The following is a 15,249-nucleotide window of genomic DNA, read 5'->3' as shown; positions in this document are numbered from 1 at the left end:
GAGCGCGCCAAAGGTCGCGTCGGCTCCAAATGTGCTATTGATTGCATGAGAGCACCGGAATCAGCCGGTCACCGGTTTTGATCTTCGGAGAACTTTTCAATGGCGCTTTTCGATTGGCTTTTCGGCCGCTCCCCCGAACCGCTACAACAAAGCCAGCCCCCACTTGCCGCGCCCGAGAACCGCGAACCCAAGACCGAGCGCACCGAGAACCGACCAAGATTTCCCCATGCCCACCGGGTGCCGGAAGGCAGTTTTCGCTTCGTTGCGCTGGATGTCGAAACGGCTTGCGGTGATGTCGCCAGCATCTGCCAAATCGGCCTGGCTTGCGTCCAACCCGACAATCAGATCCAGACCTTCTCCATGCTGGTCAATCCCGGCACCAGGTTTGACGCGTTCAACATCCAGCTCCACGGCATCGGCCCAGATCATGTAGCGGATGCGCCCCGGTTCCCTGACGCCTTGGACGTTCTGCTCCCTCTGTTGACGCGCCATCACCTCATCCAGCACAGCAACTTCGACAAGCAGGCGATGAACGCCGCCTGCGGATTCTGCGGCATTGACGCCCCTGACCTGCGCTGGAGCGACAGCGTCCAGATCGCGAGGCGGGCGTGGCCCGAGTTGAAGGGTAACGGCGGACACGGCTTGGCGAACCTCAAGCGCACGCTGAACCTTCAGTTCCATCACCACGATGCAGGCGAAGACGCCCGCGCCGCCGCATTGGTCGTGCTGCATGCCGAACTTCATCTTCGGCTGCCGTTTGAGGAACTGATCAAACCGGCCCCCAGAAAAAGCTACTCGGCCGCCATCACCATGGAGGGCGATCCCAAAGGCGCACTTGCAGGGTCAGTGGTGGTGTTCACCGGCGCGCTGGGCATGTCCCGCAGCGAAGCCGCCGAACTTGCCGCCCGAGTCGGCATGTCCGTGAAGCCAAATGTGACCAAGGCAACGACACATCTGGTGGTAGGAGATCAGGATTTGAACGTCCTTGCAGGGCACAGCAAGAGCAGCAAGCACCGAAAGGCCGAAGACATGCAGAGTGCGGGCCATCCCATTCGTATTATTGGCGAAAGTGCCTTCAAATCCCTAGTGGCTAAATCGAAGGCAAGCTGACCCCCCAGGCATGGTTCCTCCCCGGCCCCGTTTGTATACGGGGGGGCGCAGCGCGGCATTTCGCTAGCGACAGGCAGTTTCACCGGGGAATCCAGGCGGAATCCACCTGCCGGGTGATCTTGGAAAAAGCGACTCATTATCAAAGGCTTGCGAAATCACGATCGTGGCGTGCTGGATTCTTTTGCGGAAGCCAGGGAATCCACTTTGCGGAAGCCACCGCGCCGGAAGCCAGCCAGCGGAAGCCACCTGCTGCGAAGCCATTGAATCCAGGTGCATTTTTCGTTTGACAAAGCTGCCCCCCTTGACTCATACCTTGATCATCGAAGATTTGCGCCCGCAGGACACCCCTCGCGGGCGCTTTTCGTTTCCCGACATCGCGGATCCCGATCCTGCCGCTGGCATTAGCCAGCGTGCGCATCGGCTTGCCCGCCCTGCCCTTAATGAAAGCCACCCCATGGACCTGGTGTTTGCGCCGAGCCAGATCGAGACGTGGCCTCTCGACCGGCTGCGCCCCTATGCGCGCAATGCCAAAATCCACGGCACGGACCAGGTCGCGAAGATCGCCGCCAGCATGGCGAAGTTCGGCTGGACCGTGCCCTGCATGGTGGCCGACGATGGCGAGCTGATCGCGGGCCATGGCCGGGTGCTGGCGGCCGCCATGCTGGGGCTGAAGGACGTGCCGGTGATCCGGCTCAGCCACCTCGACGAAGCGGAACGCCGGGCCTATCGCATCGCCGACAACAAACTGACCGAGTTGGGCGAATGGGACGAGGCGATGCTGCGCGACGAGATCGCGGGGCTGCTGGCCGAGGATTTCGACCTGTCGCTGCTGGGGATCACCGACGAGGATCTGGACGCCCTTCTGCGCGATTCGGATCAGCCCGAGGGCGGCGCGGTCGAGGGTGAGGACGAAATCCCCGAACCGCCGGTCACGCCGGTTTCGGTGCAGGGCGACCTCTGGCAGATGGGCGCGCACCGGCTGATCTGCGGCGACAGCACCTCCGCCGAAGTGGTCGGACGGCTGCTGGGCGATGTGCGCCCGCTCCTGATGGTGACCGACCCGCCCTACGGCGTGGAATACGACCCATCCTGGCGCAACCAGGCGGGTGCGGCCAAGACCAAACGCACTGGCAAGGTTCTGAACGACGACCGCGCCGACTGGCGTGAGGCGTGGGCGCTGTTCCCCGGCGATGTCGCCTATGTCTGGCATGGTGCGCTGCATGCTGCGACCGTGGCCGAGAGTCTGTTGACCGCGGGCTTTGCCATCCGGTCGCAAATCATCTGGGCGAAGGACCGGCTGGTCCTCAGCCGTGGCGACTATCACTGGCAGCACGAACCCTGCTGGTATGCGGTGCGCACCAAGGGCAAGGGGCACTGGGCGGGCGACCGCAAGCAGACCACGTTGTGGCAGATCGCCAACCGCGATCAAGATGCCGACACAGTGCACGGCACGCAGAAGCCTGTCGAATGCATGCGCCGCCCGATCCTGAACAATTCCAGCCCCGGTCAGCCGGTATTTGAACCCTTCATGGGATCCGGCACCACGCTGATCGCAGCCGAGACCACAGGACGCGTTTGCTTAGGCGTGGAATTGAACTCGGCCTATGTCGACGTGGCCGTGGAACGCTGGCAGTCATTTGCCGGCCAGGATGCCGTGCTGGTGGAAACCGGTGAGAGCTTCGCCGCCCTGAAAGCCAAGCGGCTGGCGGCATGAATGCGCGCCTGCTGCCGGGCCGGATTGAACATTGGCACCTCGCCCGGCTGAAACCTTACGCCCGCAACGCCAAGACCCACGACGCCGATCAGGTCGCCAAGATCGCCGCCAGCATGGCCGAGTTCGGTTGGACGGTGCCGGTACTGGTGGCGGCTGACGGTGAGTTGATCGCAGGCCATGGCCGCGTCCTGGCCGCCGCGCACCTCGGCCTGTCCGAGGCCCCGGTGATCGTGCTGGGGCACCTGACCGAGGCGCAGCGCCGGGCCTATCGCATCGCCGACAATAAGTTGACCGAGCTGGGCGGCTGGGACGAGGCCCTGCTGCTGCAGGAACTGCAGGCACTGCTGGCCGAGGATTTCGACCTCGGGCTGATCGGGATCCCCGAGGATGAACTCGACGCCCTGCTGCACGCGGGCGACGACGACAAGACGGTGATCGACGATGATGAAGCCGATGCGATCCCGGCCCCGCCCGCTGATCCGATCACCAAGCCGGGCGACATCTGGGCGCTCGGCAAGCACCGGCTATGCTGCGGCGACGCCACCGATCCCGCCGCTGTCGCCAGGCTGATGCTGGGCGAACAGGCCACGCTGATGTTTACCTCGCCGCCTTATGCGCAGCAGCGCGACTACGGTGCCGCCAAGGAAAAACTCGGCGATTGGGATGCCCTGATGCAGGGCGTGTTCACCGCAGCGCCGGTCACGACCGACGCACAGATGCTGGTCAACCTCGGCCTCGTGCATCGCGACAGCGAATGGCAACCCTATTGGGAGGGATGGGTGGAATGGATGCGCAAATCTGGCTGGCGGCGGTTTGGGTGGTATGTGTGGGATCAGGGGCCAGGATTACCGGGCGACTGGAACGGCCGCCTGGCACCCTCGCACGAGTTCATTTTCCACTTCAACCGCGCGCCCCGCAAACCGCACAAGACCATCCCGTCCAAGCACGCGGGCGAGGTCCTCGGCGGCGGTGGGCTGCGCGGGGCCGACGGCACCGTCCACGCCAAGACCGGAACCGGCAACGCGATCCAGAGCCATCGCATCCCGGACAGCGTTTTCCGCATCATGCGGCACAAGGGCGGTCTGGGCGCGGCGGGATCACATCCGGCTGTATTCCCGGTGACGCTGGTCGAGGCCGTGCTGACCGCATTCTCAGATCCCGGCGACCTGATCTACGAACCGTTCTGCGGCTCCGGCACCCAGATCGTCGCAGCCGATCGCGCCGGGCGGCGGTGCTTCGCAATGGAACTGGACCCGGTCTATTGCGACGTCGCCATGCGGCGGTGGGAACTGGCGACGGGGCGAAAGGCGCAGTTGGAAAATCACAACAAGACCACCATTGGCAAGGAGACAAAACAGCAATGATCATCAACACCCCAATCTGGCGAAACGCTGACCTCATTCGGATCATCCCGATCACACGCGCGGACCTGAACCAGGCCATATCCCGCAACGACTTTCAGCCTGAAAACACTCCCAAGCCCGGAAAGGCGCGCTGGTACGGCTGGAGAGACGTGGTGTCGGTTGCTGCCGCACAGGACTTGCGCAAACTTGGCTTTGGTCCGTCCATCGCATTTAGGCTGGTGCAAAACCACCTGTCACCGTTTCTGCGGGGTAGCATAGACGCCCCGGACGATTGCGCAGGAGTGCTTTGGCTTATCCGTCCGGGTGACGACCATCTCAACATTGAGACCCCGTGTGAGTTCCTGCGCCACACCGAATACGAGGAACTCCTTGTCACGCCAGACGAGAGCGCCTGCATCATCGTGAATATCGGTCGCATTGCAGCACGCGTTCGCGATGACCTGCAGGCGACCGAGACTGCCAAGGTCATCCGTAAGGAATTTCAGATCACAGGACCGGTGATGTGACCCAATCGCGCGGCATGTCGCTGATCGAAGCCGTCACCAATGTGGCGGTGGGCTATGTGCTCGCTGTCGCGACGCAGATCGTCGTGTTTCCATGGTTCGGGCTGCACCCCAGCATTGGCGAGAGCTTGGCGCTGGGCGGGGTCTTTGTCGGCATATCGCTCCTGCGCAGCTACGCGCTGCGCAGGCTGTTCGAGCGCTGGCGCCGGGTATGAAAGGATCACTGGCGCGTCGGGCCAGCGACTTGTACTCTCTGTGCATGTCCGAAGGCTGGAAACATATCGAAATCAACGATCATGGGACCATCGTCGTCCTGCGTCCGATTTCGGACGAGGGGCGGGAATGGTTCGCGGAGAATGTTGGCGAGCCTGAAGCGGGCGGGATTTACACCTGCGAACCTCGTATGGCGCAGGACATTCTGCAGGCTGCGGCGCGCGATCTTCTGTCTTGGCAATGAACGACCGCCGCGCGGTCGGCGCGGCGGCGGTCAGCAGTCCATAATCGATCAGGCGGGCAGCTTGTAGATCGTCCCTCTGCCCTCAACTTTATCGGAAGTTACGGGCAAGCCCAGTTTCTTCTTGAGTCCGCCCGAGATCAGGCCACGCACGCTGTGAGCCAACCAATCCGTCGCCTCGGTGATCTCTGCGATGGACGCACCCTCGGGTCGCTGAAGGAGCGCAATGATCTGGGCCTGCTTCGTGCCCGTGCGGATGGCCACAGGCTTGGGGGCCTCGGTCACGGCGGGTTCCGCATCTGGTTGCAGCGTCACCCTCCGCGACGCGCTGGTCGCCTTGGCGACGACCGGTTCGATCCCGATGGCCTCGAGCCCGGCCTCGGTGGCGGTCAGCGTGGTGCCATGGCCATCGCCGGTCTCGCGCCAGAGCGGTTCGCCCTTGCGGCTGTCGGCATCGACCTCCTCGATCCAGCCATTGGTGATCATGCGGGTGACGGCCATCTTGGCGGCCGCGCCATGCAGCCCCACGGGCAGCGGCATGGCCAGATTGCCGGGGCGGGTCGCCGCGCGGCTGAGGATGATGGTCTGCGTGTCGGTGAGTTTTGGCATGGGATGTCTCCGGTTTGGTCGAGCAGCGCGGAATGCGCATTCTCCTACCGGGTGTAGCCCGCCATGGTGGCGGGCCGGGCGAGGCACAAAGCCGGGGATCACTCGGCGAACTCACCTTCGCCGAAGGCGCTGTCGGTGATGCGCTTCAGGAGACTGGCGTAATGCTCGAGGGTGCCGACATGCCCCCAGCTGATCTCGTCGGGTTGGGTCTCGAAATGATCATCGCTGAGGGCCTGCAGGCGGCCGAGCATGGTGTCGATTTCTGCTTTCTTGCCAATGAAGGCGTTCAGCGCGGCTTCCTTGTTCCGGCGGGCTTTCTCGGCGCGCAGCTGGTGGCGGGGTGTGGTGATCGGGTTGAGGCGCGTCATGGCGTGGTTCCTTTGGCTGAGTTGCATCGTTTTGGTACAATCACCATCGCTCTGCTGCGCCGATTATCGTAGGCAATTCCGAGCAATTTCAGTGTTTTCTGATCATTCGATCCAATGGTGATCGGTGAGCGTCGCCTGTTGGGCCTCATGTCTCTGGGCGGCATCGGGCGAGTCGCGCCGCGCATTGACAATGGCGACAAACAGCGCGCGGGTGATGGTGGCGACCTCGTCGGCCCCGGCGCTGGTCAGGTCGGCGTCATGGATCGCGATGGCCTCGCCCAGATCGGTGATGGCGTAAACGCTCGCGAACTCGGCCTCGGTCGGGTCGCAGGTCTCGGTGTCGCGGTCGTGCTCTGACACGGCCACGCTGCGGCAGAACCGCAGGTCGAACCCGATGGCACATTCGCGGCGGGCAAGATCGGCGAGGGTCTCGCCCTCGGGCAGGCAGTTGAAGGACGGGGGCATCGTCGTGCCCCCTCAGATCAGCTGAAGGCTCGCCAGCAGGACGCTGGCGGCGGCAAGCTGGGTGGTGGGCAGCTCGATCTTCAGATGCGAGATCACATCCGAGGCCTCGGCCTTGATGCCCTCGTCGCGCAGCGCGGCCTCAATCATCCGGGCGGCAGCGTCAGGTCCCTTGAGGTTCAGCGGATCCGGCAGGGCGGCATGGTCAATGCGGATCGTGGTCGTGGCAGTCATGGTCATGTCCTTTCAGGATTGGCTTGTCGATGTGGTGGCTTCACCCGTGCGGCGTCCGGCCTCGAATGCCTCTTCCAGCGCGGCGCGGATCGCCCAGACCGCGACATCGTGGAAGTCCAGCCGGTCGCTGTTCCGGGTCTCCAGCGTCTCGATGCTGTGGAAATGCTTCGTCGCGATCTCCAGCAGCAGGGCGTCGCTGGGGGCTTTGGCGGGCGCGGTCTTGGTGGTCATGGCGTCGTCTCCAGGGCTGAGTTGCATCGTTTACCTTGGACCCAGACTCGCTCTAGCGGTAAGTGTAATCAACTGAATAATACGATTCTTTCCTTTTAATTCCAATATCTTGAGGCTCCGTCAATCGCCATGGAAGGTATGTCCGAGCGCGAGTATTCCGCCCATTCCGGCCTGTCGCGCGGGGCGATCCAGAAAGCGCGCAAGGCCGGGCGGCTGGTGGTTTACAGCGACGGCTCGATCAACGCCGCCGCGTCCGATGTGCGCCGGGCAGAGATGACCGATCCGGACCAGCAGCGGCGGTCGGTCGGCGGCGATGCTGGGTTTTCCGGGCCAGCGGACAGCTCGTCCTATCTGAAGGCCCGTACCGCGCTGACCGTCTACCAGGCACAGGAACGTCAGCTGGCAATCCAGAAGCGCAAGGGCACGCTGGTCGACCGGGCGCGGGCGGAAACGCTGGTGTTTCGTCTCGCCCGCCAGGAACGCGATGTCTGGGTGACCTGGCCCAGCAGGGTGGCGGCGCTGATGGCGGCCGAAGTGGCAGCGGAGGTGGAGAAGCAATCCGGCACGCCGGTGATGATCGAGGCCGCGATCCTGCAGAGGGTGCTGGAAACCCATGTCAGAGCGCAACTCGACGCCCTCGCCGACCTCCGAGTATCCCTCGGATAGCGAAGACCTGACCGCCGATCTCGACCTCGGGTTTGACGGGGCCGAGGACATCCTGCGCAGCTGGCGCAACGGCATCCGCCCCGATCCGGACCTGACGGTGTCGGAATGGGCGGATGCGCATCGCTGGCTGTCGTCGCGCGCCGCGGCTGAACCGGGGCGGTATCGCACCGCGCGTGCGCCCTACCTGCGCGAGATCATGGATGCGCTGTCGCCCCGCCACCCGGCGCAGCGCGTCTCGTTCATGAAAGCCGCGCAGGTTGGCGCGACCGAGGCGGGCAACAACTGGATCGGCTTTGTCATCCATCACGCGCCGGGGCCGATGCTGGCGGTGCTGCCGACGGTGGAGATGGCAAAGCGCACGTCGCGTGGACGGATTGATCCGCTGATTGCGGAAAGCCCGACGCTGCGCGAACGGGTCAACCCGGCCCGGTCGCGCGATGCGGGCAATTCGATGCTGTCCAAGGAATTCCCCGGCGGCATCGTGGTGCTGACGGGTGCCAACTCGGCGACCGGCCTGCGCTCGATGCCTGCCCGCTATATCTTCCTCGACGAGGTCGACGCCTATCCGGCCTCGGCTGACGAGGAAGGCGATCCGGTCACGCTGGCAGAGGCGCGCACCACCACCTTCTCGCACCGGCGCAAGGTATTCATGGTCTCGACCCCGACGATCCGGGGATTGTCACGCATTGAACGGGAGTTTGAAGCCAGCGACCAGCGCCGGTACTTCGTGCCCTGCCCGCATTGCGGGGCAATGCAATGGCTGCAGTTTGACCGCCTGCGCTGGGACAAAGGCCGCCCCGACACGGCCGCCTATCATTGCGAAGGGTGCGAAAAACCCATCGCCGAGCATCACAAGACACAGATGCTGGAGCGGGGCGAGTGGCGGGCGACGGCAGTGTCGACGGATCCGCAGTCGATCGGCTTCCACATCTCCGCGCTCTATTCGCCCTTGGGCTGGAAAAGCTGGGCGCAGATCGCGCGTGAGTGGCTGGCGGCCCAAGGCTCGGAGGAAATGCTGCGCGCGGCGCGCAACACGCTTCTGGGCGAGACTTGGGTCGAGTCGGGCGATGCGCCGGAATGGCAACGGCTGGCGGAACGGCGCGAAAGCTACGCGGGCGTGCAGATCCCAGCAGGCGGGCTGTTCCTGACCGCTGGCGTCGATGTGCAGAAAGACCGGATCGAGGTCGATGTCTGGGCCTGGGGTCGGGGCCTGGAGTCCTGGCTGGTCGATCACATCGTCATTGCCGGTGGTCCGGATGATCCGACGTGCTGGGACAAGCTGACCGCCCTCTTGGGCCGCACATGGGCCTGCGCCAATGGCGCGGTGATGCTGATCGGCAAGCTCGCCATCGACACTGGTTATGAGGCGCCAGCGGTTTACGCTTGGGCGCGCAAGCAGGGTTTTGACCAGGTGGCCCCGATCAAGGGCCTCGAGGGCTTCAACCGCGCCACGCCGGTGTCGGGGCCGACCTTTGTCGATGCGACCATCGGCGGCAAACGTCTGCGCCGGGGCGCAAGGCTCTGGTCGGTGGCCACGGCCACATTCAAGACCGAAACCTACCGTTTTCTGCGGCTGGAGCGGCCCTCGGATGAAGACCGGGCGCTGGGCGTGCTCGATGCCCCCGGCACGGTGCACCTGCCCGACTGGATCGACACGGAATGGCTGAAGCAGCTGGTGGCCGAACAGCTGGTCACCGTGCGCAACAAGCGCGGCTATGCCCACCCCGAATGGCAGAAGATGCGCGAGCGCAACGAAGCGCTCGACACCCGCGTCTATGCGCGGGCTGCGGCCTGGATCATGGGCGCGGATCGCTGGGACGAGGCGACATGGCGACGGCTGGAAGCTCAGGCCGGGGTGGAAACCCGACCGCCGGTCGCCGTGGTTGCTGTCGAAGGTGGGGCCGCAGAGCCGACCACACCCACCCCGCCCAAGGCGGGAACACCAACGACCCCGCGTCGCAAACGCCGGGCTTACACACCCAACTTCATGAGGGACTGAGATGGATCTGGAACGGATGCGCGCGCTTCTGGCCGCCCTGCAGGAGGCGCGTTACGCGGGCGTCCGCTCGGTCAGTTATGACGGCAAATCGATCAACTATGGGTCGGACGCGGAACTCGCGAATGCCATCAGCGATCTGGAAACCCGGATCGCCACCGCCACGACCGGCACCCCGCGGCGTCGGCGCTGGGGCACCGTCGCCACGAAGGGTCTGTGATGGCGTTCGAGGCTTTTCGCCAGCGGTTGGGGTCGATCATCGGCGGGTTCGATGCGGCCCAAGCCCACCGACGGCTGCGCGGGTTTCGCGCCAGCCGCGCGCATGTGAACACGCTGATCGCGGCCTCGGGCGACACGATCACCGCCCGCGCCCGCTGGCTGGTCCGGAACAATGGCTATGCGGCGAATGCGGTGGAGAGCTTCGCCAGCAATGTGGTGGGCGATGGCATCAAGCCGTCCAGTTCCATCGCGGATGCCGCTAGGAAAGAAGAACTGCAAGCACTGTGGCTGGCCTGGACCGACGATGCCGATGCCGAGGGGCTGACGGATTTCTACGGGCTGCAGCGTCGCGCGGCGCGCGAGGTGTTCCTGTCGGGCGAGGTGTTCCTCCGCATCCGTCCGCGCCGCGCGGAAGACGGCCTGACCGTGCCGCTGCAATTGCAGATGCTGCCAGCCGAAATGCTGCCCCTCGACATGAACCGAACCTTGCCCGGTGCCGGGCTGATCCGGCAGGGGATCGAGTTCGACGGCATTGGCCGCCGCGTGGCCTATCACTTCCTGCGCCGCCATCCCGGTGATCTGACCGACCCCGGCCTCGCAGGGGAAACCGTCCGCGTGCCTGCTACGGATGTGATCCATGTGCTGGACCCGGTCGAGGCGGGCCAGCTGCGCGGCGTGTCGCGCTTTGCCGCTGCCATCGTGAAACTGTTCACGCTGGACCTCTATGATGATGCCGAACTGGAGCGGAAGAAGATCGCGGCGATGTTCGCGATGTTCATCACCTCGCCCGCCCCGGAAACGCCCCTCGAACCGACCGAAGAGGATCTGGAGGTCGAACCGGGACAGGTGGTGCGGCTGGATCCAGGCGAGGATGTCTCGACGCCCGCCACACCAGACTCGGGTGGCACCTATGAGCCGTTCCAGTACCGCACCCTGCTGCAGATCGGTGCCGCGCTGGGCATTCCTTACGGTTATCTGACCGGCGACACCGCCAAGGGCAACTTCTCGAACACGCGGATCAGCCTCATCGAATTCCGCCGCCGCATCTCGGCCTGGCAGCATGGCGTGCTGGTCTATCAGCTCTGCCGCGCCGTCTGGGTCCGCTGGATGGACACTGCCGTGCTGTCGGGCGCGCTGGACCTGCCGGGCTATGACAGCCAGCGGCGGCAATATCAGGCCTGCGCCTGGCTGCCCACGAAATGGGACTGGATTGACCCGATGAAGGACGCCTCGGCGGAAATCCTGCAGATCGAAGCGGGCCTGAAATCCCGAACGCAGGCGCTGGCGGAGCGCGGCTATGACGCCGAACAGGTCGACCGCGAGATCGCCGCCGAACGCAAACGCGAAGCGGAACTTGGCCTCGACTTCCGCCGTCCCGGATCCCCGGCGCAGGGACCGGGCGAAGGTGGGGCGAAAGACGCGGAGCAGGACAGCGCCAAGGATGATGAGGCCGACGCCGACGCGCCGGAAGATGACTATGAAAAACCCGACGCATCGGAGGGCGCATGATGCATCACGCTCAGATCGCGCAACGCGCCTTCAACACGCCGTTGATGGTCGATCCCGCCAAGGCGCTGGCGTTTCTGTCCGGGTTGGGTCCGCGCATCACCGGGCAGGAGATCACCTTCCAGGGGCTGGAGGTGGACGCCGCTGATCAGACAGCAGCCAGCCTACCCGCCCGTGCCTCGCTGTTCGGGAACGATCTCGCCCAGCGTCATCGGCGCAATGGCACCCAGCCCTTCGCCATGATTGACGGCATCGCGGTCATCGAAATCGCGGGCACACTTGTGCATCGCGGCGCGTGGATCGGACAGTCGTCTGGCCTGACATCCTATGAGGGGATCGCCGCGCAGATCGACGCCGCGCTCGCGGATCCCGGCGTGCGGGGCATCGCGCTCGACATCGACAGCTTCGGCGGCGAGGTCGCAGGGGCCTTCGATCTGGCGGATCGCATCCGCGCCGCCCGGGCGCAGAAGCCTGTCCACGCTTTCGTCGCGGAACACGCACTGTCGGCTGGCTATGTTCTGGCCTCCCAGGCCGACCGGATCATCCTGCCCCGCACCGGGGCGGTCGGCAGCATCGGCGTCGTGGCCCTGCACACCGACATGAGCGGGGCGCTCGATCAGAAGGGCATCGCCGTCACGCTGATTCACGCGGGCGCGCACAAGGTCGACGCCAACCCCTACCAGCCGCTGCCCGAGGCTGTGCACGACCAGATGCAGCGCGAGCTGGAGGTCGTGCGCTTCCTCTTCGCCGAAACCGTCGCTGCCGGTCGCGGGGATCGGCTGACCCACGCATCGGCACTGGCCACTGAAGCTGCGGTCTTCCGCGGGGCAGATGCCATCGCGGTGGGTCTGGCCGATGATCTCGCCGATCCCGTCACCGCCTTCCACGCCTTCGCCGCCGCCCCGCGCGGCACCACTTCCTCCAGCAGAAAGGGTCCACAGATGACCACCACGCCCACTGACACGCCGAACCCGGCTCCTATTTCCGCCGCTCCCGCCGCGACAGCAACCGTCGCTGCTGCTCCAGAGATTCCGGCAGCGGTGGGTGATGCTGCGCCCACCACAATGACCGCCGACGCCATCCGCGCCGAAGCGGCCGAGGTGGCGCAGGTCTGCGCGCAGGCAGCGCGCCTTGGTGTGACCATCGACGCCGCCGATGCCGTCACCAAGGGCCTCAAACCTGAAGCCCTGCGCGCCCGGGTTCTTGCTGATCTTGCGGCCCGCAGCGATGCGGCAGGCATCATCGCCACCGCCCCGGCCGCAGCCGCCGCAAAAGACAGCCCGATCATCGCTGCCGCCAGAAAGGCCGCGACCGACGCGAAGCGCTGAACCAGCGCCACCGACCAGCCCACCCCTACCAACATGGAGACTGACCAATGCCCGTCCTGACGGAACAGCCCAGCATGGGCGATGTCCTCAAATATGAGGTCAACCCGAACTATACCCGCGAGGTGATCACCCTGCTGCAAGGCATGCCCTACCCGGTCGGCTCGGTGCTGGGGAAGATCACGGCCAGCGGTAAATACAAGCTGGCCACCAGCGGCGGCACCGATGGGGCCCAGACCGCCAGCGCCGTGCTGCTCTATGCCGTCGATGCCACGCTGGCCGATGCAGTTGGCATTGTTGTGGTCCGTGGCCCTTCCATCGTGTCGCGCGCGGGTCTCGCTTACGACGCGACCGTCGATGACGGCGCGAAGATCACCACCAAGCTCGGCCAGTTGGCCGCCGTCGGCATCATCGCCCGCGACGGCGTCTGACGCACGACCTCTGACGCTTGGCTCGCCACCCTTTCCCCCCTTCCCCCGGAGTACCCCATGACCCTCGTTCGCAATCCCTTTGACGCTGGCGGCTATTCGCTGGCCGAGATGACGCAGGCCATCAACATCCTGCCCAACCTCTACACCCGCCTCGGCCAGATCGGCCTCTTCCGTTTTGAGGGCGTCACCCAACGATCGGTGATCATCGAGCAATACGAGGGCGTGCTGAACCTGCTGCCCTCCGTCCCGCTCGGGGGCCCGGCGACCGTCGGCACGCGCGAGGGGCGCTCGATGCGCAGTTTCGCCCTGCCGTGGATCCCGCATGATGACGTCATCCTTCCGGGCGACATTCAGGGCCAGCCCGCGCTGGGCGTCTTCGATGGTGCCGACCCGCTGGTCGAAGTGATGAACCGCAAGCTGCAGCTGATGCGCCGCAAGCACGCCCAGACCCGAGAATACATGGAGATGAACGCCCTGCGCGGCATCGTGAAGGATGGGGCCGGGACCACCCTCTACAATTACTTCACCGAATTTGGCCTCGCACAGATCTCGGTCGACTTCGTGCTGGGCACCGCTGGCACCAACGTGCAGGGCAAGGTCCGCGAGGTGCTGCGCGCCATGGAGGACAACCTGCTGGGCGAAAGCATGACGGATGTGCATGCCCTCGTCAGCCGGGAATTCTTCGACAAGCTGATCGCGCATCCCAAGACCGAGGAGGCCTACAAGTTCTACGCCGCCACTGGCGCGCAGCCCTTGCGCCAGGACGTGCGGCGCAACTTCCCCTTCGCAGGCATCGTGTTCGAGGAGTATGCGGGCACGGTCACTCTCTCGACCAAGGCCACCGAACGCCTGATCCCGGCCAGCGAGGGCATCGCCTTTCCGCTTGGCACCATGGACACGTTCACCACCTATGGCGGCCCCGCGAACCTGCTGGAAGCGGCCAATACCCTCGGCCTGCCGCTCTACGCCCGTCAGCACCTCGACGAGAAAGGCCGCTGGATCGACCTGATGACAGAGGCCTCGATCCTGCCGGTGAACAAGCGGCCGCGCATCGCGATCCGCATTCACAGCTCGAACTGATCAGCGGCGGAAATCATCATGACCGTCTTCGCCACCGCCATGGACCGGATCTATGCCAACCCGTCCATGGCGGTGGCGGCGCTGTGGATCTCGGCCACCACCTCGGAGGAACGCCCGATCCGCGTCATCCGCCGCGCCCCCGATCGCATCACCGAGTTCGGCGCTGGGCGCTTTGTCAGCGACACGATGATGGTGGACGCCCGCGTGTCCGACCTGCCCGATCCCCGCCCCGGCGATCTGATCGTGATCGGGACCGACAGCTTCACTATCCAGGGCGAGCCAATCCGCGACCGCGAACGCCTGATCTGGTCGCTGGACCTGCGGCCATCATGAAACTGAAACTCGACATCACGCCGGACCTCGTCGCCGCCATGGCCGCAGAGGTAAAGGCGGGTGAGAAGGCCGTCACCGCCGCCATGCGCGAGGCCGGAACCGGGCTGAAAACCGCTTGGCGCGGCCAGATCACCGGCGCGGGGCTGGGGAGGCGGCTGGCGAACTCGATCCGGAGCCAGACCTTCCCGAAGGCAGGCGAGAGCCTGAACGCGGCGGCGCTGGTCTGGTCCAAGGCCCCGGTCATCATCGGCGCGCATGACACCGGGCCACTGATCCGGTCCAAGGACGGGTTCTGGCTGGCGATCCCCACTCCGGCTGCAGGCAAGAGCAGCAAAGGCGGCCGCATCACACCCGGTGAATGGGAGCGCCGCACCGGGTTGCGGCTGCGCTTTGTCTTTCGTCGTCGCGGGCCGAGCTTGCTGGTGGCGGAAGGGCGGCTGAACACCAAGGGTCGCGCGGTGGCGTCGCGCTCGAAGACGGGGCGCGGGTTGACCACCGTGCCGATCTTCCTGCTGGTGCCGCAGGTCAAGCTGCGCAAGCGACTGGATCTGGCGCGGGATGCGGAGCGCGCTGTGGACGGGGTGCCGGGGCTGATCGTGGCGAAGTGGGTTGAGGGCAAGACCTAGCCTGAACAATGGACTCAA

General features: G+C 65.2%; 21 protein-coding genes. 15 read left to right on the top strand and 6 right to left on the bottom strand.

Annotated features, from left to right (window positions below):
• Positions 1-99 precede the first annotated feature (99 nt).
• Positions 100-1,110, top strand: coding sequence for an exonuclease domain-containing protein (locus ABIE58_RS11145; protein WP_354544794.1), 1,011 nt, complete (start codon positions 100-102; stop codon positions 1,108-1,110).
• Positions 1,111-1,249: 139 nt separating this feature from the next.
• Here the strand turns inward: ABIE58_RS11145 and ABIE58_RS11140 are convergent, their stop codons facing one another.
• Positions 1,250-1,528: a hypothetical protein gene (locus tag ABIE58_RS11140; protein ID WP_354544793.1), complete on the bottom strand. Its 279-nt coding sequence runs from the start codon at positions 1,526-1,528 to the stop codon at positions 1,250-1,252.
• Positions 1,529-1,564: 36 nt separating this feature from the next.
• On the opposite strand from ABIE58_RS11140, the gene ABIE58_RS11135 reads away from it, so the two are divergent.
• The 5 genes from ABIE58_RS11135 to ABIE58_RS11115 are packed head-to-tail and all read left to right on the top strand — an operon-like array spanning position 1,565 to position 5,148.
• Positions 1,565-2,824 carry a site-specific DNA-methyltransferase gene (locus ABIE58_RS11135; RefSeq protein WP_354544792.1) on the top strand — a complete coding sequence of 420 codons (1,260 nt, stop codon included), beginning with the start codon at positions 1,565-1,567 and terminating at the stop codon, positions 2,822-2,824.
• A complete protein-coding gene (locus tag ABIE58_RS11130) occupies positions 2,821-4,188 on the top strand; it encodes a site-specific DNA-methyltransferase (RefSeq protein WP_354544791.1) in 1,368 nt (455 codons plus the stop codon). The genes ABIE58_RS11135 and ABIE58_RS11130 overlap by 4 nt, the downstream gene beginning before the upstream one ends.
• Positions 4,185-4,694 (top strand): hypothetical protein, encoded by a 510-nt coding sequence (locus tag ABIE58_RS11125; protein ID WP_354544790.1) that lies wholly within the window; start codon positions 4,185-4,187, stop codon positions 4,692-4,694. The genes ABIE58_RS11130 and ABIE58_RS11125 overlap by 4 nt, the downstream gene beginning before the upstream one ends.
• Positions 4,691-4,906, top strand: a complete 216-nt coding sequence (locus ABIE58_RS11120) for a DUF7220 family protein (RefSeq protein ID WP_354544789.1) — start codon at positions 4,691-4,693, stop codon at positions 4,904-4,906. The genes ABIE58_RS11125 and ABIE58_RS11120 overlap by 4 nt, the downstream gene beginning before the upstream one ends.
• Positions 4,907-4,950: 44 nt before the next feature.
• Positions 4,951-5,148, top strand: a complete 198-nt coding sequence (locus ABIE58_RS11115) for a hypothetical protein (protein ID WP_354544788.1) — start codon at positions 4,951-4,953, stop codon at positions 5,146-5,148.
• 48 nt (positions 5,149-5,196) lie between these two features.
• On the opposite strand, the gene ABIE58_RS11110 is transcribed toward ABIE58_RS11115, so the two are convergent.
• The 5 genes from ABIE58_RS11110 to ABIE58_RS11090 all read right to left on the bottom strand — a co-directional run bounded on the left by ABIE58_RS11110 (position 5,197) and on the right by ABIE58_RS11090 (position 7,049).
• On the bottom strand, positions 5,197-5,754 hold the full coding sequence (locus ABIE58_RS11110; protein ID WP_354544787.1) for a DUF3489 domain-containing protein: 558 nt from the start codon (positions 5,752-5,754) through the stop codon (positions 5,197-5,199).
• A 98-nt stretch (positions 5,755-5,852) separates the two neighbouring features.
• Positions 5,853-6,122, bottom strand: a complete 270-nt coding sequence (locus ABIE58_RS11105) for a hypothetical protein (protein ID WP_354544786.1) — start codon at positions 6,120-6,122, stop codon at positions 5,853-5,855.
• Positions 6,123-6,224: 102 nt separating this feature from the next.
• Positions 6,225-6,587, bottom strand: a complete 363-nt coding sequence (locus ABIE58_RS11100) for a hypothetical protein (RefSeq protein ID WP_354544785.1) — start codon at positions 6,585-6,587, stop codon at positions 6,225-6,227.
• 12 nt (positions 6,588-6,599) lie between these two features.
• Positions 6,600-6,818, bottom strand: coding sequence for a hypothetical protein (locus tag ABIE58_RS11095; protein WP_354540021.1), 219 nt, complete (start codon positions 6,816-6,818; stop codon positions 6,600-6,602).
• Positions 6,819-6,830: 12 nt separating this feature from the next.
• Positions 6,831-7,049 carry a DUF6900 domain-containing protein gene (locus tag ABIE58_RS11090; protein ID WP_354544784.1) on the bottom strand — a complete coding sequence of 73 codons (219 nt, stop codon included), beginning with the start codon at positions 7,047-7,049 and terminating at the stop codon, positions 6,831-6,833.
• Between the two features lie 129 nt (positions 7,050-7,178).
• On the opposite strand from ABIE58_RS11090, the gene ABIE58_RS11085 reads away from it, so the two are divergent.
• From ABIE58_RS11085 to ABIE58_RS11045, 9 genes are read left to right on the top strand one after another with little or no spacing between them, the layout of a single operon-like run.
• Positions 7,179-7,715, top strand: a complete 537-nt coding sequence (locus tag ABIE58_RS11085; RefSeq protein WP_354544783.1) for a hypothetical protein — start codon at positions 7,179-7,181, stop codon at positions 7,713-7,715.
• A complete protein-coding gene (locus ABIE58_RS11080) occupies positions 7,663-9,714 on the top strand; it encodes a phage terminase large subunit family protein (protein ID WP_354544782.1) in 2,052 nt (683 codons plus the stop codon). The genes ABIE58_RS11085 and ABIE58_RS11080 overlap by 53 nt, the downstream gene beginning before the upstream one ends.
• A gap of 1 nt (position 9,715) precedes the next feature.
• Positions 9,716-9,931 carry a phage head-tail joining protein gene (locus ABIE58_RS11075; protein WP_354544781.1) on the top strand — a complete coding sequence of 72 codons (216 nt, stop codon included), beginning with the start codon at positions 9,716-9,718 and terminating at the stop codon, positions 9,929-9,931.
• Positions 9,931-11,439 (top strand): phage portal protein, encoded by a 1,509-nt coding sequence (locus ABIE58_RS11070; RefSeq protein ID WP_354544780.1) that lies wholly within the window; start codon positions 9,931-9,933, stop codon positions 11,437-11,439. Before ABIE58_RS11075 ends, ABIE58_RS11070 begins: the two co-directional genes overlap by 1 nt.
• Positions 11,439-12,764, top strand: a complete 1,326-nt coding sequence (locus tag ABIE58_RS11065; protein ID WP_354544811.1) for a S49 family peptidase — start codon at positions 11,439-11,441, stop codon at positions 12,762-12,764. The genes ABIE58_RS11070 and ABIE58_RS11065 overlap by 1 nt, the downstream gene beginning before the upstream one ends.
• A gap of 47 nt (positions 12,765-12,811) precedes the next feature.
• Complete coding sequence (locus ABIE58_RS11060) at positions 12,812-13,192, top strand: head decoration protein (protein ID WP_354544779.1); 381 nt, start codon at positions 12,812-12,814, stop codon at positions 13,190-13,192.
• A 57-nt stretch (positions 13,193-13,249) separates the two neighbouring features.
• Positions 13,250-14,272, top strand: a complete 1,023-nt coding sequence (locus ABIE58_RS11055) for a major capsid protein (protein WP_354544778.1) — start codon at positions 13,250-13,252, stop codon at positions 14,270-14,272.
• Positions 14,273-14,290: 18 nt separating this feature from the next.
• The gene (locus ABIE58_RS11050) at positions 14,291-14,605 is read left to right on the top strand and encodes a head-tail joining protein (protein WP_354544777.1); all 315 of its coding nucleotides are present in this window, start codon (positions 14,291-14,293) and stop codon (positions 14,603-14,605) included.
• The gene (locus ABIE58_RS11045) at positions 14,602-15,231 is read left to right on the top strand and encodes a DUF6441 family protein (RefSeq protein WP_354544776.1); all 630 of its coding nucleotides are present in this window, start codon (positions 14,602-14,604) and stop codon (positions 15,229-15,231) included. The genes ABIE58_RS11050 and ABIE58_RS11045 overlap by 4 nt, the downstream gene beginning before the upstream one ends.
• The last annotated feature ends 18 nt before the right edge of the window (positions 15,232-15,249 follow it).

It is taken from the genome of Roseovarius sp. MBR-78 (assembly GCF_040547535.1).
Taxonomy (GTDB): domain Bacteria; phylum Pseudomonadota; class Alphaproteobacteria; order Rhodobacterales; family Rhodobacteraceae; genus Roseovarius.
The sequence above is the reverse complement of the archived record's forward strand: the minus strand, read 5'-3'. Positions and strand labels throughout refer to the sequence as shown.